This window comes from Oceanicaulis sp. (assembly GCF_051859625.1).
GTDB lineage: Bacteria > Pseudomonadota > Alphaproteobacteria > Caulobacterales > Maricaulaceae > Oceanicaulis.
Genome location: NZ_JBHYFH010000002.1, coordinates 29,599 through 48,519, shown reverse-complemented (window position 1 = coordinate 48,519; position 18,921 = coordinate 29,599). Strand labels below are relative to the sequence as shown.

General features: G+C 62.9%; 22 protein-coding genes and 1 tRNA gene. 10 read left to right on the top strand and 13 right to left on the bottom strand.

Going from position 1 to position 18,921, the window contains the following annotated elements; all coding sequences use genetic code 11:
• Positions 1-15: 15 nt before the first annotated feature.
• From ACTIGF_RS09720 to ACTIGF_RS09680, 9 genes are all read right to left on the bottom strand, one after another.
• On the bottom strand, positions 16-216 hold the full coding sequence (locus ACTIGF_RS09720; RefSeq protein WP_022701932.1) for a DNA gyrase inhibitor YacG: 201 nt from the start codon (positions 214-216) through the stop codon (positions 16-18).
• Complete coding sequence (locus ACTIGF_RS09715) at positions 213-1,277, bottom strand: ribonuclease E/G (protein WP_439636703.1); 1,065 nt, start codon at positions 1,275-1,277, stop codon at positions 213-215. The genes ACTIGF_RS09720 and ACTIGF_RS09715 overlap by 4 nt, the downstream gene beginning before the upstream one ends.
• Positions 1,274-1,858, bottom strand: coding sequence for a Maf family protein (locus tag ACTIGF_RS09710; protein WP_439636702.1), 585 nt, complete (start codon positions 1,856-1,858; stop codon positions 1,274-1,276). Before ACTIGF_RS09710 ends, ACTIGF_RS09715 begins: the two co-directional genes overlap by 4 nt.
• Positions 1,859-1,865: 7 nt before the next feature.
• Positions 1,866-2,084, bottom strand: coding sequence for a translation initiation factor IF-1 (infA, locus tag ACTIGF_RS09705; RefSeq protein ID WP_009800516.1), 219 nt, complete (start codon positions 2,082-2,084; stop codon positions 1,866-1,868).
• Between the two features lie 153 nt (positions 2,085-2,237).
• Positions 2,238-2,660, bottom strand: a complete 423-nt coding sequence (locus ACTIGF_RS09700) for a low molecular weight phosphatase family protein (RefSeq protein WP_439636701.1) — start codon at positions 2,658-2,660, stop codon at positions 2,238-2,240.
• 2 nt (positions 2,661-2,662) lie between these two features.
• Positions 2,663-3,136 carry a UPF0262 family protein gene (locus tag ACTIGF_RS09695; protein ID WP_439636700.1) on the bottom strand — a complete coding sequence of 158 codons (474 nt, stop codon included), beginning with the start codon at positions 3,134-3,136 and terminating at the stop codon, positions 2,663-2,665.
• A gap of 28 nt (positions 3,137-3,164) precedes the next feature.
• A complete protein-coding gene (locus ACTIGF_RS09690; RefSeq protein WP_439636699.1) occupies positions 3,165-3,611 on the bottom strand; it encodes a DUF2948 family protein in 447 nt (148 codons plus the stop codon).
• Entirely contained in the window at positions 3,612-4,889 is a 1,278-nt protein-coding gene (murA, locus tag ACTIGF_RS09685; RefSeq protein WP_439636698.1) for a UDP-N-acetylglucosamine 1-carboxyvinyltransferase, read from the bottom strand.
• A gap of 152 nt (positions 4,890-5,041) precedes the next feature.
• Complete coding sequence (locus ACTIGF_RS09680; RefSeq protein WP_439636697.1) at positions 5,042-5,191, bottom strand: hypothetical protein; 150 nt, start codon at positions 5,189-5,191, stop codon at positions 5,042-5,044.
• A 116-nt stretch (positions 5,192-5,307) separates the two neighbouring features.
• On the opposite strand from ACTIGF_RS09680, the gene ACTIGF_RS09675 reads away from it, so the two are divergent.
• Positions 5,308-5,382 (top strand) — tRNA-Thr (locus ACTIGF_RS09675).
• A gap of 189 nt (positions 5,383-5,571) precedes the next feature.
• Positions 5,572-6,954 (top strand): sensor histidine kinase, encoded by a 1,383-nt coding sequence (locus tag ACTIGF_RS09670; RefSeq protein ID WP_439636696.1) that lies wholly within the window; start codon positions 5,572-5,574, stop codon positions 6,952-6,954.
• On the opposite strand, the gene ACTIGF_RS09665 is transcribed toward ACTIGF_RS09670, so the two are convergent.
• Positions 6,948-7,352 (bottom strand): response regulator, encoded by a 405-nt coding sequence (locus ACTIGF_RS09665; protein ID WP_439636695.1) that lies wholly within the window; start codon positions 7,350-7,352, stop codon positions 6,948-6,950. The two genes, ACTIGF_RS09670 and ACTIGF_RS09665, sit on opposite strands and share 7 nt — an antisense overlap.
• 212 nt (positions 7,353-7,564) lie before the next feature.
• On the opposite strand from ACTIGF_RS09665, the gene ACTIGF_RS09660 reads away from it, so the two are divergent.
• Positions 7,565-8,578 (top strand): alpha/beta fold hydrolase, encoded by a 1,014-nt coding sequence (locus ACTIGF_RS09660; RefSeq protein WP_439636694.1) that lies wholly within the window; start codon positions 7,565-7,567, stop codon positions 8,576-8,578.
• A gap of 19 nt (positions 8,579-8,597) precedes the next feature.
• Here the strand turns inward: ACTIGF_RS09660 and ACTIGF_RS09655 are convergent, their stop codons facing one another.
• Positions 8,598-9,419 (bottom strand): DUF2793 domain-containing protein, encoded by an 822-nt coding sequence (locus ACTIGF_RS09655; protein WP_439636693.1) that lies wholly within the window; start codon positions 9,417-9,419, stop codon positions 8,598-8,600.
• A gap of 143 nt (positions 9,420-9,562) precedes the next feature.
• Here ACTIGF_RS09655 and ACTIGF_RS09650 point away from each other — a divergent pair, with 143 nt between their 5' ends.
• The 7 genes from ACTIGF_RS09650 (at position 9,563) to meaB (ending at position 17,338) form a co-directional block, all read left to right on the top strand.
• Positions 9,563-11,530, top strand: a complete 1,968-nt coding sequence (locus ACTIGF_RS09650; RefSeq protein WP_439636692.1) for a methylmalonyl-CoA mutase family protein — start codon at positions 9,563-9,565, stop codon at positions 11,528-11,530.
• A complete protein-coding gene (gene scpA / locus ACTIGF_RS09645; protein WP_439636691.1) occupies positions 11,527-13,668 on the top strand; it encodes a methylmalonyl-CoA mutase in 2,142 nt (713 codons plus the stop codon). Before ACTIGF_RS09650 ends, scpA begins: the two co-directional genes overlap by 4 nt.
• A 191-nt stretch (positions 13,669-13,859) precedes the next feature.
• Entirely contained in the window at positions 13,860-14,291 is a 432-nt protein-coding gene (locus tag ACTIGF_RS09640) for a hypothetical protein (RefSeq protein WP_022701919.1), read from the top strand.
• A 301-nt stretch (positions 14,292-14,592) separates the two neighbouring features.
• Complete coding sequence (locus tag ACTIGF_RS09635; protein ID WP_439636690.1) at positions 14,593-15,030, top strand: peptidase S1; 438 nt, start codon at positions 14,593-14,595, stop codon at positions 15,028-15,030.
• 178 nt (positions 15,031-15,208) lie between these two features.
• Positions 15,209-15,724 carry a CC0125/CC1285 family lipoprotein gene (locus tag ACTIGF_RS09630; protein ID WP_439636689.1) on the top strand — a complete coding sequence of 172 codons (516 nt, stop codon included), beginning with the start codon at positions 15,209-15,211 and terminating at the stop codon, positions 15,722-15,724.
• A 69-nt stretch (positions 15,725-15,793) separates the two neighbouring features.
• Positions 15,794-16,309 (top strand): CC0125/CC1285 family lipoprotein, encoded by a 516-nt coding sequence (locus ACTIGF_RS09625; protein WP_439636688.1) that lies wholly within the window; start codon positions 15,794-15,796, stop codon positions 16,307-16,309.
• 60 nt (positions 16,310-16,369) lie between these two features.
• Positions 16,370-17,338, top strand: a complete 969-nt coding sequence (gene meaB / locus ACTIGF_RS09620; protein WP_439636687.1) for a methylmalonyl Co-A mutase-associated GTPase MeaB — start codon at positions 16,370-16,372, stop codon at positions 17,336-17,338.
• Positions 17,339-17,353: 15 nt separating this feature from the next.
• Here the strand turns inward: meaB and ACTIGF_RS09615 are convergent, their stop codons facing one another.
• Both ACTIGF_RS09615 and ACTIGF_RS09610 read right to left on the bottom strand, forming a co-directional pair.
• Entirely contained in the window at positions 17,354-17,839 is a 486-nt protein-coding gene (locus ACTIGF_RS09615; RefSeq protein WP_439636686.1) for a helix-hairpin-helix domain-containing protein, read from the bottom strand.
• Positions 17,839-18,921: a hypothetical protein gene (locus tag ACTIGF_RS09610; RefSeq protein WP_439636685.1), complete on the bottom strand. Its 1,083-nt coding sequence runs from the start codon at positions 18,919-18,921 to the stop codon at positions 17,839-17,841. Before ACTIGF_RS09610 ends, ACTIGF_RS09615 begins: the two co-directional genes overlap by 1 nt.

Genomic DNA, 18,921 nt, shown 5'->3' with positions numbered 1-18,921 from the left:
GTAGTCGAGAGCGGATCAGTGTTGATCGCCGCCCTCCTCATCGCCGCGCGCTTCAGGCGGCAGGGCTTCGGGCGGAACCGGTTCGCCGGGCACTGCATAAGCGCCTGAGAACCAACGCCCAAGGTCTGCATCGGCGCAGCGAGCCGAACAGAAGGGCTTGTATTGCGGGTCGACAGGTTTCTTGCAGATCGGGCAGCCGGGTTTGGATTTGCTCATAGCGGGCGCACCTCAAAATCGCGCGCCCCCTTGGCTTCATCCAGAACCAGTTCAAACCGGTCGCCGAGGCGCGATTTCATCGCCTTTGACCATCCGATGGGATCGGTTTCAAGCCAGGCGTGAACCTCTTTACCGGCCAGCAGCGCCAGACGACCGCCGCGCTTGGCCTGACCTTCCGCATCCAGACGACGCAAGGCGGCGAGCGCGCAGGTTTCGACACTGTCGACGCCAAAGCGTTCCCAGGCGATTTCATGCAGGGCGCGGCCCAGGCGCTGACGCGCCAGCTCGACGATGGCGAACCGGCTGGACGGCGCCACATCGACCTTGGCGGGGTCGCGCTTGAACGCGCCCTTCAGCGTCTGGTCGAGCTGGCTCTGGTCCTGTTTCTTCTTGAGCGGCAGGAAATCAATGGCGATGACGCCGCCAATGCCGCGCAAACGGATCTGCCGCGCAGCTTCGCGCGCCGCGGTCTTGTTCAGATCCAGCGCCATTTTCGGCGCGCCGCCCTGGGACTGGCGACCGGCGGCGTCCACATCGATCACGGTCATCGCGGTGACAGGTTCAATGACCAGCTTGCCGCCGCCCGGCAGCGGGACCACAGCCTCAAGCGCCTCGTCAAACAACTCATCAAGGGCGATATCCGCCTCTTTGGGCGTGCGCACCGGCGCTTCAAACATCATCGACAGACGTTCGGCCAATGGCGGCGCGGCGACCACGATTTCCGGCGCTTCGCCCGGCTCGACCTCAAACAGGGTCAGCGTGGGGCCTTTTTCCTGAAACTGTTCGCGCGCGATCTGAACGCCGATGGCGGCGCCTTCATGCAAGCCTTCTGGGCGTCCCGCCTTGCCGAACGGCAGGAAGGCCGTCGGGCCGCGTCCGATCTCGCAAAATGCGCCGTTCAGCGATCCGTCCACCTTGGTCACCCGGGCGCGAAACACTTCACCGCGCAAAGCGCGCTGACCGCGTTCGGACCAGCGCTCCAGGTGCAGCTCGATGGCGCGGTCACCATCGAGAACGGCGGCGCGGGTTTCTCCCACATGATCAGCAGCGACGATTCTCAAAACACATATCCCAATCCGACCAGCATCTGCCGCGCCTCATAAACCGGAAGTCCCATCACCCCGGTGTAAGAGCCGATCAGCTTGCTGATATAAGCGCCGGCGCGGCCCTGAATGCCGTATCCGCCTGCTTTTCCATCCCACTGCCCGCTATCGAGATAAGCGGTGAGTTCATCTTCGCTCAGCCGTTTGAAAGCCAGCCGGGTTTCGACCACGCGGCTGATCTCGCGACCGTCCGGCGCGCGCACGGCGACGCCGGTATAGACCCGGTGATTGCGACCGCTCAAAAGCCGCAGACACGCCTCGGCGGTCTCCCGGTCTTCCGATTTGGGCAGGATGCGGCGGCCGACGGACACAACCGTGTCGCTCGCCAACACAAAAGCGCCTGGGTGCCGGGCGGCGGCGAGCTTCTCAACCGCCAGCCGCAGCGCAAGGTCGCGCGGCAGCTCGCCAGGTCGCTCGCTCTCGTCAATATCGGTGGGCGCGATCTGATCGGGCGTCGCGCCGATCCCGACCAGCAGATCGCGTCGACGCGGAGAGGCGCTCGCCAGCACAAACGGCGCGCGCACGGAATCAGGCGTCACGCTCACCTTATTTGAAGCGATAAGTGATGCGCCCTTTGGTCAGGTCGTAAGGCGTCATCTCGACCAGAACCTTGTCGCCCGCCAGCACGCGGATGCGGTTCTTGCGCATCTTGCCCGCCGTATGAGCGATGATTTCGTGATCATTTTCCAGTTTGACCTTAAAGGTCGCATTGGGCAGCAGTTCCACGACTTCGCCTGGAAACTCCAGCAGTTCTTCCTTCGCCATGCAGCTCCTCTTGATCAATGGCGTATATCAGGCGCGAGTGCGCCAAACGCAAAAACCCCGTACGCTTTAGCATGAGATGTCATGCCAGCGTCGGGCGGTCTCGAGCCGCTATATAAGCGTGATCGCGGCGATCGTCGAGCGCGGTTGTAAGGACTAGTCCGGATTAAAGGCTGAAATACGCGCTTTTATGTCGTCGCGCGCAGCGCGATAGGCGTCCAGACGGGCTTCATGACGGCCTTCAGCCGCCGCCGGATCGGGAATCGCCCAGAGGTGATACTCCGCCCCGCGCGCCTCGGCGAAGGCGCTGGCGGCGGGATCAGCGTCCCGGGCCAGGCACACGACCAGTTCGACCGGGTCGTCAGCGGTGTCAGCCAGATCGCGACATTCGAAATTTGACAGATCGACGCCGCTCTCACTCATCACATTGATCATGAAACCGTCCGGCCAGGCGGCGGGCTCGACACCACACGATCGCGCCAGGCAATCGGCGCCGAAACGCGCTTTCCAGAAGCCTTCAGCCATGGGAGAGCGCACCGCATTGCGGCCGCACACAAAAACGACGGAGGGGACCGCCATGCTCAGGCGCCTCGCCGATGCAACGCGCATATCAGGGTGAACAGGCGCCGTGAGGTGTCGAAATCCACCTCGATCTTGCCCGCCAGACGTTCGCGCAGCAGCTCTGAGCCTTCGTTGTGAACCCCGCGCCGCCCCATATCGATCGCCTCGATCTGCCCTAAAGGCGCGTCGCGCACAGCCGCGTAATAGCTTTCACACATCAGGAAATAATCCTTGATGATGCGGCGCAGCGGCCCCAGCGAAAACACGAACATGCGAACGGCCTCGCCGTTTTCGCGCTTGATGTCGAAAACCAGACGCTGGTCCTCAATGGCGAGACGCAGCGCATAGGGTCCCGCCTCGGAATCGGCGGGATGAAACATGTTGGAATCCAATAGATCAGCAATAGCCACGCGGCGCTCATGCTCCACGGCCTCATCGGCCTTGCCGATGGTCAGTTGGTCAAGCTCGACCGCGACCAGGCGCTGATCGGTCATAAAGAACTCCTGTCGACCCTGCTCGGGGTCATGCCTCGTCTTCGTCTGGATGGCTCGGCCGCGCCGCCGCCCGCCAGGGCTCGGACACGTCCGCCAGAGCCATATCAATGCATTCCACCTCAAGACGCAGCTCACCGCCACCTGAAAAGGTGAAGCTGAGCACCCCGCCCGGCGCTTCGGCTGGCTCAAACGCCAACGCCAGCAGGCTGATCACCCCGTCTTCATTGGTCTGATTGAGACGTTTGGCCTGCGCCTTGAGCACAGAACCGACCTGCAGCGCGGCACGCACGCGCTCGCCATGCCCCTTGCTCGGCCCTTCCCAGCGGAACCGGTTGAGCGCCAGCGTGAACTGGCGCGCCTTCGGCTCATACTGAAAATCGCCCAGCAGCCCCACAGCGTCCTGCAACGCGGCCGAGAGCACAGCGAGGTCGTCCGGGGATTGCGCCAGCAGGCGCATCGGCGTGTAGCCGGCCATTCAGTTCTCCGCAGTTTCAGCGACGCGGCGAATCTGCGCGCCACAGGCGGACAGCTTGTCCTCCAGGCGCTCAAATCCCCGGTCCAGATGGTAGATTCGGTTGACCACTGTCTCACCTTCAGCAGCAAGACCGGCGATGACAAGGCTGACAGATGCGCGCAGATCGGTGGCCATCACCGGCGCGCCTTTCAGCGCACATGGGCCGCGCACCACCGCCTCATTGCCGCGCACGTCGATCCGGGCGCCCAGACGCGACAATTCCGGCGCGTGCATGAAACGGTTCTCAAAAATGGTTTCGCGGATCACCGAAGCGCCCTCCGCCAGGCTCATCAGCGCCATGAATTGCGCCTGAAGGTCTGTCGGGAACCCCGGAAAGGGCGCCGTTTGCATATCAACCGCCTTCAGCGCTCCACTGCGCCGGACACGGACGCCGCCCTCTTCCGCATGCACCTCGACCCCGGCCTTGCGCAGCAAGTCCCAAAGCGCGCCATTATGATCAAAGATCGCATCCTTGAGCAGAACGTCGCCGCCCGCCACCGCAGCGGCCGCCATGGCGTAGGTGCCCGTTTCGATCCGATCCGGCACCACGGACCAGTCCGCGCCATGAAGCGTCTCAACACCCTGGATGGTGATGGTGGCCGTGCCGGCGCCGCTGACCTTCGCGCCCATCGCGTTCAGGCAGCCCGCCAGATCGGCGATTTCAGGCTCGCGGGCGCAATTTTCCAGCACCGTCTCGCCCTTCGCCAGAACAGCCGCCAGCATGGCGTGCTCGGTGGCGCCCACAGAGACCATGGGAAAGACGATCCGCGCGCCGGTCAGCCCGCCTGAGGGCGCCTTGGCGTTCACATACCCTTCGGACAGTTCGATCTCGGCCCCCAGCGCCTCAAGCGCCTGCAAATGCAGGTCCACGGGCCGGGCGCCGATGGCGCAGCCCCCCGGCAGCGAGACCTTGGCATGGCCGACCCTCGCGATCAGAGGTCCGAGCACATTAAAGCTCGCCCGCATCTTGCGCACCAGATCGTAGGGCGCGAAGGGGTCTCCTAGAGCGTTCGCATGCATGAACAGCTTCGCACCGGCGCGCTCTTCCACAGTGACGCCGAGATGCGCCAGCAAATGCCCCAGAAAGCGCGTGTCGGCGAGCCGCGGCATGCGCGACAGCTCCAGCGGCCCGTCCGTCAACAAACAGGCGGCCATCAGCTTGAGCGCGGAGTTTTTCGCGCCTGAAATCTCGATGTCACCGGAAAGGCGCGATCCGCCGCGAATAGAAATGCTGTCCATACTGCCCTCATGGTCCTTGAAGCGTGCGCCGACGCCAGCGCCCCACCCTTCAGCGCCCGTATGTAGAGGCATTCGCACAATGACGAAATGAGGGCGTCACAGAGGCCATGATTTGTGGGCGCCGCGCTTGGAACGCAAGGGCGCTGAACGCTTTAAGACGCGTCGCCCGGTTTTGGCGCATCGCTCTTGCGCGCCGCCGCCTTGCGTCGTCGCAAATTGACGCGCAAGGCCTGGGCCAGACGCTGCTCTCGATCGGTGGGCGGTGTTTCGCCCTTTGCAGGCTTGTGATCTGAGGTGCTCATGGGCTCTCAACTGCCTTATATCTGCAAAAGAGGTCAAGCCCGGTCTTGGCGCGAGAAGAATCAAACGCTATAAGCCCGGCTCCGACGACGCGAGAGCCTGCTCTTGCTTTCCGGACGCCGCTATAGCTCAGGGGTAGAGCGTTCCCTTGGTAAGGGAGAGGTCGAGTGTTCAATTCACTCTAGCGGCACCATTCCCCGATTACATTCCGAACAGATGTCGATTCCGATCATAGGCGGGACGGTCTTGAGTGTTTTTCAACTTGACCGCGCACGCCTTGAGCGAAAATGCATGTGCGCTAAGGTCGACGCAACGCGCAGAGGCCTGAATCCCGAGAAGCGTTTCGCCAACAGGATTTGAGGCCTAAGCGTCCGGGGGAAAAATGCGCCACAAAACCTTTATAGCACTCGCCATCACGGGCTTGCTCATCGTGACGGCTAGCGACTTCTGGATCAGCCAAAAGGTGCGCAGCCAGCGCAGCACCCTATTCGAAACCGTCTCCACTGCCCGTCATGAGACCGCCAAACTCTATGAAGAGTTCGGATTTGGCGGCATGATTCACGCCTTCAAGAACTATGTGCTTCGCGGCGACGCCCGGTATTCGGACACGGTGAGAGCCAAAGCCCATTCCATCCTGATCCGCATAGACCGACTTCTACTCGCGAGTGAGTCGCTGGGCCTAGATGTCGAGCTCGGCAATCTTCGCAGAACCATCACAGCTTATAGCGATCAATTGCCTGTGGTGACACGCATGCGGGCGGAAAACCGTCCAATTGACGAGATCGATGATGCTGTCCGCATTAATGACGCTGCGGCCTTGCAAGAGCTGGCTTTTCTCGAAGCTCAAGTCGCTCTGGTCACCCGCACCCAGATTGCCCGGCTGAGTCGGACGAGCACCATCCAGGATATCCTGACGCCACTCCTGCAGATGACCATGCTGGCTTTCATGCTCTTCCTCTGGTCGCAAATGCACCGCAACCATGTGCAGTCGGCGCATCAGGCTGACCGCCAATTGCGCAATCTGCGCGCTTCACTCGACGCCCAGACACTGACGATCGGGCGCATCAAGAAGAGCAATGAAGCTCTGAGCCGGTTTTCAGGAATGGTCGCTCATGACCTGAAATCCCCACTTCGACAGGCCGCGATCTTCCTGCAACTGTCAGGTCGGACGACGGACAAAGCCGAGCGAGACGAGCGTTATGCGCAAGCGACGGAATGCATTACCCGGGCGAACACGATCGTTGACTGCTTTCTCAACCTGGCTCAGCTCGGAGATCAACCGCCCGATACAAACCTTGAAGACATCAGCTGCATCTTCAACGAAGCCCTCGATGAAGTTCAGGCGGTGCATAAAGTCGAATCGGACAGCGTAGAGATTTCACCCCTTGGCGAAGCCTTTTGCGACCGCGATCTAATTCGGCAAGTCGCCGTAAATTTGCTGACCAACGCCGTCAAATACGCGCGCCCAGATCAATTGCTGAAGATCAGCGTCGATGCGAGGCGTATCCATGACAGGCTCAAAATTACAGTGGCCGATAACGGGGTTGGGGTGCCAGATGATATTCGCGACACCCTGTTTGAGCCCCGGATTCGCGGCAAGGGTGAACGCGATAGAGCGCCGGAAGGGATCGGTCTGGGCCTTGCACTGTGTAAAGCCATCATCACCGCCCATGGCGGAGAGATCAGCGCAGAGGCTCATGAGGGGCAAGGCGCCCGATTTGCCTTCACACTGCCTTTAGCCCAACCGGGGCTTCAAATTTATTGAACAGCATGCACGACGAGGCCAAACCAGAATCGCGAAATTTCTTTGATCACACGCTCATAACCTTCGATCGATTCCGGTTTTCGGATATAAGCGTTTCCGAATGTACTATAAAAATCGCGGACATCGGATTTGTTATTTGATGTCGACAGCATCAGCACCGGAATACTGTTATATGCATCGTCGGATTTTAGCGCCTGGGTCAGCTCTATGCCGCTCATTTCAGGCATGGACAGATCCGTCACAACCAGATCCGGCGTTTTTTCTCTGAGAGACTTCATCGCCTCTACGCCGTTTTCACAATACGTCGCATCGATATCGAGGCCGCTCTCTTTCAAACTCATTTCAAGAAACATGCGATCAACCGCATCATCGTCCACGAACAACACTGAACGCGTCATGAGTAAGCCTTACCTGTCAAACATTTGCAGAAAGATAAGTAACATTGTTGAATGCGATCACCAAGATGGTTTCTTGCAATCAGAAGGTGTGCGCCTGTCTATGTGATTTGAAGTGAGTCGGATTATCACCACCTGACCAAGCGTTAGAAGAAACACAATTGATGCGCTGGACTACACACGCCAACCTTGTCAGGTCCCACTGAATGCCCTTGATGACACCGCTCTTTCCTGCGCTTGAGCCCTATTCCAGCGCCCAAGTTCAAGCCGACGATACGAACGCGCTCTACGTTGAGTGTTCGGGCAGCCCCGATGCGCCCACCGTTGTATTCGTTCACGGCGGGCCAGGCTCCGGCGCGAGCCCGAGGCACCGGCGGTATTTCAACCCCAGCAAATGGAATATCGTTCTGTTTGATCAGCGCGGATGCGGTCGCTCACGCCCCTTGTTCGAGCTGGAGACCAACACCACCGCACATCTGATCGAGGATATGGAGCGCGTGCGAGAGGCGCTGGGTCTGGAGCGTTGGACCCTGTTTGGTCCGTCCTGGGGCTCCACGCTGGCTCTCGCTTATGCGCAAACCCATCCGGACCGTGTTGAAACCCTCGTGATTGAAGGCGTTATGCTCGGCGAGCGCGAAGAGATGGACTGGTTCCATGATCCTGCCGGCGCAGGCTCGATCCGGCCTGACGCGCTCGAGCGCCTGATGCAGGGCGTACCGACCGCCTGTCAGACCCCGCTCGAATTTCGTCTTTGGGCGCTTGAACGGATGCAAGATGAAATCGCCGCCGGGCGGCCGCTTCTGGCAGGGCTTGAAGATCCGGATACTCCGCGGGAAATCCTGCAGAGGTCGGTTCTGTATCGCTGGAGCGAGTATGAAGAGACCCTGGGCTGGCTGGACAAGTCCAATGCTGAGATCAAGAAGGACTATGCCGAGCGCGGCGCCGACTGGCTGACTGCGCATTCGCTGTTAGAGGCCTGGTATTTCGCCCATGACTGCTTTCTGGAACCGGGGCAGATTCTGGACAACGCCCACAGGCTGACAATGCCGGTTCACATCATCCAGAGCCGTTATGATCTGGTCTGCCCGGGGCGCGCGTCCCAACGACTCGCCGAAGTCACGCCCCATGCGCGTTTGCACTGGGTGGAGCGGTCAGGGCATATCATGACCACACCGGTGCATCGCGAAGTCCGCGCCGTGTTCGAGGCGCTGGCCTCCAGTCGGCGCTAGGCTGAAGCTGTGCGCCCGCTCACCACGCGGCCAACGCTACGCGTCGCCACTGATTGGCCGCCACGCAGACATAGAGATAAGCGGCGTCCCAACAGAGTGCGCCCGCCTCGCCCGGCGCAGTCGCGCTTGCCGGCGTGTGACTGGCGCTCAAGCTCAGCCGATCTGAGAGCACCGCCAGCCCTGACAGCCGCACGACGCCATCCGCGTGCGACACCTTCAGCGCTTCCAGCCAGCTGGAGCCATCCTCTGAGACCTTGATGGAAAACGCCTCCTCGCCCGCCAGGCCGAACTCGGCGCGGCCGGACCAGTTTGATTGAAACACCAGGCTCGCCGTGCGCGAGGCGTCTGACTTGTTCAGTGTGAGGCGCATATCGCCGGGCCCGGCGTCATCAGCTGACATCAGAACGCCGGTGGACTTGATCGCGACGCGATTGACCGCATCCGCCTGCGTCCCCACTCCCAGCGCTTCAAGTTCGCCCAGCGTGCGGATCTGGTCTGAGAGCGCGGTCCATTGTGCGCCGTCATGCACCAGGTTCACCGCTTCATCGGCCACATAAACCGCGAGCCCGGCCCAAGGCTGAACGGCGGTCCAGACGCCCTCGTGAAACACCATCAACACGCCTTCGCTGTGCGATGACCAGACTTCGCCCTGAGGCGCGTCTGGCAGCAGATAGCCCTCGCCTTCCGCTGGCGCTGGCGGCTGGTCTGCAAGGCTGCGGCTCAGCACGCTGGCTTGCACCAGCATATCCAGACGCGCCAGCGCCTCATTGACGGTCACATGTTTCTGGGCCTGGGCCGGCATCAGCCATGGCAGGTCCAGCCGGGGGGTGCGATCTTGCATGGGGATGGGTCCTTTCACCGCTGACAAGGACCCAGCTTAGAAGGCGGAGCGGTGGTGGCGGATAAGCTGGGCCGCTTTCCGCAGTGGCGAAACGCCGACACGGGCGGCTTTTCTAATCGGCGAAGCCGGTGTACCCACACGCTATGACTGACTCTATCCGCCCCCTGGCCGAGGGATTTGAGGCCATCGACGACGCGCAATGGCGTGTCATGGCAGAGGCCGCCCTCAAGGGCGCCCCGCTGGAGCGGCTTGTTCGCAAAACCCTCGACGGTGTCGCGCGTGGACCGTTATTCACGCGGACAGACCGTGACCAGATCGGACCGCTGCCTACGCCAGGCGCCGCGCCCTATCTGCGCGGATTGACGGCGGAGCGTGACCCCTATCTGCCCTGGGGCATACGCCAGATCATTGACGATCCAGACCCCAAGGCCGCAAACGCTGCACTCTTGAGCGAACTGTCAGGCGGGGTCAGTGAGATTGCGCTCACCCTCGATCCTACAGGCGCCATGGGCGTCGCGGTCCGGACGCTCGACGAGCTGAAAACCGTGCTGGACGGGGTCATGCTCGATCTCGCGCCGGTTTATCTGCAGCCTTCACGCATGGCGCCGCAATATGCGGCTCTGGCGCTGGCTTATATGCGCGATCAGGGACTGGATCTGAGCACGCTGAAAGGCGGGCTCGGCCTGTCGCCCATCGGTCAGAAATCCCTGGCCGGCGGCGGCGCGGAAAACCTGCCTGAACGCCTGAAGCGAACGGCGGAGGCCGCCGCCTGGTGCGCCGATCATGCGCCCAACATCAAGGTCGTCTCCATCACCGCCAACGCCCCCCATGAAGCCGGCGGCTCAGCGGCGCAGGAGCTGGCTTTCGCCTGCGGCGGCGGCGCCAGTTATATGCGCGCCTTCATCGATCATGGTTTGACGCCGGATCAGGCGGCCAATGCGTTGGAATTCAGCTTCGCCGCCGATGCTGACGTGCATCTGACCATCGCCAAACTGCGCGCGGCGCGTCGTGTCTGGGCGCGCGTGGCGGAAGCCTTCGGCTGTTCGCCGCAAGCGCAAGGCATGCGCATTTGCGCCATCTCCTCCTCGCGCATGCTGACGGCGCGCGACGCCTGGACCAATCTGATCCGCAACGCCTGCGCGGGCCTTGGGGCTGCTGCGGGCGGCGCGGATTCCATCACTGTGCGCCCGTTCAACGAACCTCTGGGCGCGGCGACTCCCTTCGCCCGACGTGTCGGCCGCAATCTTCAGATCATGCTGATGGAAGAGAGCCATCTGGGCGTGACCGCAGACCCGGCGGGCGGCAGCTATCTGCACGAAACCCTGGGTCACCGGCTGGCGCAGGCGGGCTGGGACCTGTTCCAGCAGATCGAACGCCGCGGCGGCCTGTTTGAAACGGTCAAGGCGGGCTGGCTCCAGAACGAAGTCGCCAAGACCCGCGACGCCTATGTCGCGCAATACGCTGAAGGCCGCGAAAGCCTGATCGGGGTGACGCAATACGCCAATCTGGAAGAGCGTCCCGTCGAGGCGAGTCAGCGCAGCTATACGCCGCCCAAGCTCGATGCGCCGACGCTGGCGCCGCAACCCTTTGCCGACAAGCTTGAAGCGGCCGCCCAAGGCCACGCCATCCGCCTGCTGGAAGCGCCGGAGCAGAACTGGCCGCCCTTGCGGTATATGCGCATGGCCGAGCCCTTTGAAGCGCTGCGCGACGCCGCAGACGCCCATGCGGAAAAGACCGGTCAGGCGCCCAGGGCGTTCCTCGCCACTTTGGGCGCACTGGCGGATTTCAACGCCCGCGCCAGCTTCGCCTCAAACCGGCTGGCCGTGTCCGGCGTGGAAACCGATTCCGCGCGCGAATACGCCGACATCGACGCCTGCGCAGATGCGTTCGCCGAGTCAGGCGCCAAGCTCGCCGTGATCTGCGGTACGGACGACGCCTATTCCGACATGGCTGAAGAACTGGCTGAAGCGCTCAAACAGGCCGGCGCGCAAGAAATCTGGGTTGCGGGCAAGCCAGGCCTCATCACTGGCGTCGACCATTTCATCCATATGCGCAGCCATAGCCTGCATGATGGCGAACGCGCCCACGCCGTCCTGGGAGTGCGCTCATGAGCCAGCATCCTGATTTCACCCAGATCGGCCTCGGCCAGCCTGACATCCAGCCCGGCCCGGCGCCGGAGCGCGCGCCGCACATGACAGCGGAAGAGCTGCCGATCCAGCCCGCCTATACCGCCGAAGACGTGGCCGGGCTCGATTTCACCGACGGCTATCCCGGCGCCGCGCCCTATCATCGCGGCCCCTACCCCACCATGTTCGTGCAGCGCCCCTGGACGATCCGTCAGTATGCCGGCTTCTCGACGGCTGCGGAATCAAACGCGTTTTACCGCCGCAATCTCAAGGCCGGTCAGAAGGGCCTGTCGGTGGCTTTCGATCTGGCCACTCACCGCGGCTATGACAGCGATAACCCGCGCGTGATCGGCGATGTGGGCATGGCGGGCGTCGCCATCGACTCCATCCTCGACATGCGCCAGCTCTTTGACGGCATTCCGCTCGATCAGATGAGCGTGTCCATGACCATGAACGGCGCCGTGCTGCCGGTTCTGGCGCTCTATATCGTCGCCGCCGAGGAACAGGGCGTCAGCCCCAAACAGCTTTCAGGAACAATCCAGAACGACATCCTGAAAGAGTTCATGGTGCGCAACACCTATATCTATCCGCCGCGCCCCTCCATGCGGATCATCTCCGACATTTTCGCCTATACGGCCAAGGAGATGCCGCGCTTCAACTCGATCTCGATCTCCGGCTATCACATGCAGGAGGCCGGCGCCCCCGCCGATCTCGAGCTCGCCTACACCATCGCCGACGGTCTTGATTACATTCGCTCTGGCGTCGAGGCGGGGCTGGATGTGGACGCTTTCGCGCCGCGTCTGAGCTTCTTCTGGGGCGTCTCCATGAACTACTTCATGGAGATCGCCAAGATGCGCGCCGCGCGCCTGATCTGGGCCAGCCTTGTGAAGGCGCGGTTTGATCCCAAGAACGCCAAATCCCTCGCCTTGCGCACTCACAGCCAGACCTCGGGCTGGTCATTGACCGCCCAGGACGTGTTCAACAATGTGGGCCGCACCGCGGTCGAGGCGATGGCGGCGGTCGATGGCCATACCCAGTCGCTGCACACGAACAGCCTGGATGAAGCGCTCGCCTTGCCAACGGACTTCTCCGCCCGGATTGCGCGGAATACGCAATTGGTGCTGGAGACAGAGGCGCACCTCACCGACGCCATCGATCCCTGGGGCGGCAGCTATTATGTGGAGCGGCTGACCCATGATCTCGCCGCCCGCGCGCTCGATCACATCGCCGAAGTGGATTCGCTGGGCGGCATGGCCAAAGCCATCGAAGAGGGCCTGCCCAAGCTCAGGATCGAGGAAGCCGCCGCCAAGACCCAGGCCAAGATCGATTCCGGCCTGCAGACGATTGTCGGCGTCAACAAGTTCCGCCTCAACGAGCCTGAAGACATTCCGGTTCTGAAGGTGGACAATTCCAAGGTCCGCGCCGAACAGCTCGCCAAGCTTGAAAAGCTCCGTGCGGAGCGTGATCCGAAAGCCGTGGAGCATGCGCTTGAAGCGCTGACCAACGCCGCGGAACACGGCGGCAACCTCTTGCAGCTGTCCGTCGAGGCCGCCCGTGCCAAGGCGACGGTAGGTGAAATCTCGGACGCCATGGAAAAAGTGTTCGGTCGCCACAAGGCGGAAATCAAATCGGTTCAGGGGGTGTTCTTGAAAGCCTCAGGTGATGACGAAAAGGTCAAGAAGGCGCTCGAAGCCTCTGACGCCTTTGCTGAAAACGAAGGCCGGCGCCCGCGCATCCTGATCGCCAAAATGGGCCAGGACGGCCATGATCGCGGCCAGAAGGTCGTCGCCTCCGCCTTCGCCGATCTCGGCTGGGACGTGGATATCGGCCCACTCTTCCAGACCCCTGAAGAGGCCGCGCGTCAGGCGGTGGAAAACGACGTCCACGTTGTCGCCGCGTCATCACTGGCCGCCGGTCACCTCACCCTCGTGCCCGAGCTGAAGAAACAGCTCGCCGAAATGGGCCGCCCCGACATCACCATCATCGTCGGCGGCGTCATCCCGCCCGAAGACGTCCCGATCCTGAAGGATATGGGCGCGGCGGCGGTCTACCCGCCCGGCACGGTGATTGCGGATTCGGCGGTGGAGCTGATCTCGATCGTCGAGAAGGCAAGCGCGGGCTGAGGGGACGCGCGCGACTTCCCCCAACCCCCTGAGATAACCATGAAATTTTTGCGATTTACAGATCGCGATCACCTTGCGTTCATCTTTGACGGGGCAAGGTCCGCCTGCATTCGCCGCCACTCTACAACACAGGGCGGACGAGCCGGGCTGGCGACAGGCGCCAGACGAACAGACCTTTCTTGGGGGACGCCATGAACAAGACCTTTCTGACCGCCGTCGCGATCGCCGCAATCGCCAGCACCGCCGCCATCGCTCAGGATTACACCCTGAACCCGACCTATGGCACGCATTCGCTGGACGCCGGCTTCCTGCCTGATCCCGCCGAGCTGCAAATCACCGCCGGCGGCATGGTTGATGCGGGCAATGTGGGCTGTGCGGGCGCCATCGCCAACGCGCCGGACGCCCGCCTGATGTGGGGCGGCGGCGAGATGACCATCGGCGCCAATTCCAACGCCGACACCACGCTGGTGGTGAATGGTCCGGACGGCGAATGGTATTGCTCAGATGACGTGAATGGCCTCAATCCGGCCATCCGCTTCGGCGAGGCCGGCCAGTACGACATCTGGGTCGGCGTCTATGAAGGAACCAACGCCCCGGCGACCCTGTACGTCACCGAATACTAGGCGTTCCGCTTCGAACCGACCGCCCAAAGGCGGCGTCCATCCCGGGCGCCGCCTTTTTTCTGTTCAATCCCCGTCGAACACTCAAAGGAAATCTCGCTTCGCTTTGGACTGAAGCGCCCGCTCCGACACACGCAACACCCTCAAAAAGAACAAATTTATACAGTTTTCCAGAACGATCACCTTGCGTTCATGTTTAGCGGGGCATGGTGCCCCGGTACTCGCGTTCGACTTGCACCCAAGACGAAGCGAGCGCTACGCTGGCGATGATCGTCAGTTCAATTAATCTCTTTTGGGGGACGCCATGAAAAAGACCTTCCTGACCGCCGTCGCAATCGCCGCAGTCGCCAGCACCGCCGCCATCGCTCAAGATTTCAGCCTGAACCCGAATTTCGGCACGTACTCGCTGAATGCAGGATTCCTGCCGGATCCGTCTGAAGTGAACATTGTCGCAGGCGGCTCCATCAACGCCTCTCGCTTGGGCGGAAGCTGCGCCGGCAACATCTCCAACGCGCCGGACGTGCGTCTGCAGTGGTCGGGCGGTCGCATGACCATCGGCGCGCGCTCGGGTTCAGACACCACCCTTGTGGTCAACGGTCCGGACGGCAGCTGGTATTGCAATGACGACGCCAACGGCCTGGACCCGGCCATGGTGTTCAACCAGAGCGGTCAATACGACATCTGGGTCGGCACCTATAATGGCGGCACCGCATCTGCAGTGCTCTACGTCACCGAATACTAAGACGTTTCGCCTGATCGAACGACATGAAGCGGCGCCCGTAGCGGGCGCCGTTTTTTGTTGGTGACTGAACCTGTGAACACCGGAACCGTCATCCTTTACGCCCAAGCTTCGGGTTTGCCCCTGTTTCGCCACGACAATCAGGTTAGTCTGACGGCAAATCCGTTTCGGGAGATTTGCCATGCCTCGCGCCCTCCTTGTCAGCCTGACTGCACTCAGCCTCGCCGCCTGCGCTTCCAGCGCCGGGCCGGTCTATGGCCCGTCCAGCGCCTATTCCGATGGCGCAGGCTATTCCGACTATCGCATCGAGAATGATCGCTGGCGTATCCGCTATACCGGCGCGCGCGGTCAGGATGAGGATGATATCGAGCGGCTGGCCTTGCGGCGCGCGGGTGAGCTTGCGATTTCCAATGGCTATGACTGGTTCACCGTGGTCCACCGCCAGGTCGACACCGAGGGCGATGAAGACGAACGGCCGGTGCGCGTCGGCGGTTCAATCGGTCAGACCTTCGGCTCAGGCGGTTTTCGCGGCTCCAGCGTCGGCATCGGCATCGCCATCAATCCTGGCGCCGGCAAGACGGAAACCGAGCTGAGCCTCGAGATCATCGCCGGCCGCGGCGAGCCCCGCCCGGACGGCGCCTATGACGCGGCGCGCATGGCCAATCCCGCCGGCGCCTACGCCCCAGGCGCCCTCTAGGGCCTGACTTGCGAAAACCCGCGAACCGGTCGACTTTTCAAGACCAGTTGTCACAGGAAAGAGGCGGGCATGCGCGCGCTATGGCTCACCGGACCGCTCGCCCTGGTCGCTCTGACAGGGTGCGCCGTCACCTCAGACGCTTTTGTCAGCCCGCCGCTCAGCGCCTATGGCCCCGCCAGCGCCAGCGTGGACGGGCTGGGCTATGACGCCCTGCGGACCGGGCCTGACACCTGGCGGGTCTGGTACACCGCCCCTGCACGCACAGACGACGCGCAGGTTGAGCAGTACGCCCTGCGCCACGCCGCCGAGACGGTTCACACCGCCGGCTATGACTGGTTCCGCATCCGATATGATGCGACGCCGCGCCATGCAGACGGGTATCGCCCGGTCAACCGGTCAGGCGACATCACGCCCGCCTATGTGGACGAGGTGGAGCGCGCCGGGCCGATGGGGCTGGTGCGCAACTGGATTTTCCGTGAAGGCCCGCAAGGCCAGATCACCGCAATCCTTGATGTGGAGGGCGGGCGTGGCGCGCGTCCGGGCGGCGCGCATGATCCGGTGGTGATCATCGGCTCTTATCCGTAATCGCGGACGAATGTCACAATTGCGCTTGCCCCCCGTCCCGGCTCGCGTTTGAACAGACCCATGACAGACGCGCTCGCACACAAGCTGATCAACGGAGATCGCGCCGCCCTCGCCCGCGGCATCACCCTGGTGGAGTCCACGCGCCCCGAGCACCAGGCCCGGGCGCGGGATCTGCTCACTCACGTCATGGACCGCACAGGCAAGGCCTGGCGTGTGGGTCTGACCGGCGTGCCGGGCGTCGGCAAATCCACTTTGATAGAACGGCTGGGCGGGCATCTGACGGCGCAGGGCCGCAAGGTCGCCGTACTGGCGGTGGACCCGTCTTCATCACGCACAAAAGGCTCCATTCTGGGCGACAAGACCCGCATGGGCGCGCTGGCGGTGGACCGCAACGCCTTCATCCGCCCCTCGCCCAGCGCCGGGTCCCTGGGCGGCGTCGCCCGCAAGACCCGCGAATCCATGCTGCTGTGCGAAGCTGCAGGTTATGATGTGGTGATCGTCGAGACCGTCGGCGTGGGCCAGTCTGAAACTGTCGTGGCGGACATGGTCGATGTCTTTGTCGCGCTGATGCTGCCCGGAGCCGGCGACGAATTGCAAGGCATCAAGAAGGGTCTGCTGGAGCTGGCTGAAATTCTGTTCGTCAACAAGGCGGACGGTGAAAATGAAACCCGCGCGCGCCGCGCCGAGCGCGATCTGGAGGCGGCGTTGCATCTGTTCGCCCCGGTGAGCCCGCACTGGAGCCCTGCGGTTTTACGAGGCTCAGGCCTGACCGGCGACGGCGTCGAAGCGCTGTGGGACACGGTCAAGAAGCACCGCCAGGCGCTGGAAAGCGCTGGCGCGCTTCACGCCAAACGCTCCGGCCAGCAAGTGCGCTGGCTGTGGTCGATGGTGGAAGAGCGCGTATTGCAGAGCTTTCACGCCGACCCTGACATCAAAACTCTTGCGCCGGAGCTTGAACGCGCTGTGGCCGAAGGGCGTCTGCCCGCCAGTGAAGCCGCGGAGCGGCTGTGGCGGGCCAACCAGAACTAAAGCATATCAAAGCGCCTAGGCGGACAACGCTTTCGCCTGCCCCACCCAGTCATCGCGTTCAATGCGTCCGCGACCGTTGATCACATCGTCCATGCGCGCAATATCGTCCGCCGTCCAGTTCGCGATCTGGGCCAGGGACGTCACTCCGTTCTCAGACAGTTTCGCCGCCGCTTTGGGCCCAAGCCCCTTGATCCGGGTGAGGTCGTCGCTGACGGGCGCGGTCTCGGTTTCAGGCTCGGTGCGGGTCACAAGATCCGGCGCCGCTTCTTGCAACAAATCCGCGGCGCGCTTTTTCGGCGCCGCCGGTTCGGCCTTGAGCGGCTCTGCGTCCACTGTCGCGCTGCTGGCGTGACTGTGCGGCCCCTGGGCGGGTTCAAGCAGCCCCCGCGGGCCGGATTTCGGCGTCTCATCGGATTTGCCGTGCAGAATCCAGCCTGTCACCACGCCGCCGATAAAGGCCAGCAGCAACAGGATCCACATATTCCAGATCAGCCACATCATCAGCCTTGTTCCTCTTCAAGTTCGGCGGTCATGGGTTCGGGGGCGGGTCGAGGCGTCAACCGGAACTGCAATGCGTCCTGGGCGCCCAGCGGCGCCGCCTCAGCCAGAAAATGAGTGCGCTCCACCCCGGCTTCCGCCATGGCGTCCGCAGCCGCTTCACCGCGCATCAACGCCAGGCCTGCCCCTTGGTCGCCGGGTTCGTCAGCGCGCACGGCGATGATCAGATCGCCTGCACCCACGCAGGCGGCATAGACTTCGCCTGCACGGCGCAGCGCGGCGCGACTGTCCGCGGTCAAACCATTTCGGCCTGGCGCAAAGGCGATGGGGCGGCGCCCCAGCGCGCCCCGGATCAACAATTCACATAAACCTGCGTCGCTGAGTTCGGTCTGGTAGCTTTCGCCGTCCGCCCGAACGAGCGCGGCTGATTGAAATCCCGCTGGCGCATCCAGGAACTGGCGCCGCACTTCTCGCGCAACGGCGGAGCTGGGCGCAAGCCCGGTCAAGGCGGCGCGATCGCGCGTGACGAGCCCTGCCCCTGCATCCAATTGCCCCAGCGCAAGGATCACCTCAGACACCATCGGCTCCCAGCCCGCAGGCGCCGCACCGGGAGCAAGACGGAACTGGACGTCAACGCGTCCAGAACTTTGCTCGCGCGCCAGATCAGCCAGGCGCTCACCGGTTTCGGCATCGGGAATCAGACCGTCCAGACGCATGCGTCCGCCCGTCAGATCAAGCCGCAAGGCGAAGCTCCCCGCTTCGCCGGGCAAACGGGTCTGGTCGACCACTTCCGTCACGCCGCCTGCGACGACGCCGCCCGCCCAGCTGGCGGTGGCGACCGCCTGCAACGCAGAATCACGCGCCTGGCGCGACGGCGCCAGACCACTGAGCGTGGCGGACTGCCCGTTCATCTCGACACGCGCCCATTCATCCGCGCGCATGGCGTACAGCGCGTCATCCGCAGCGCTTTGAAGGCGCTCTTCAAGCACCTGAGCGGACATCGGACTGGCGTGGATGGCGACACCCCCGAGCACAAGGAACACTGCGCCCGCGATGAGAGCGGCTTTTCGACGTGGAGACAGCAT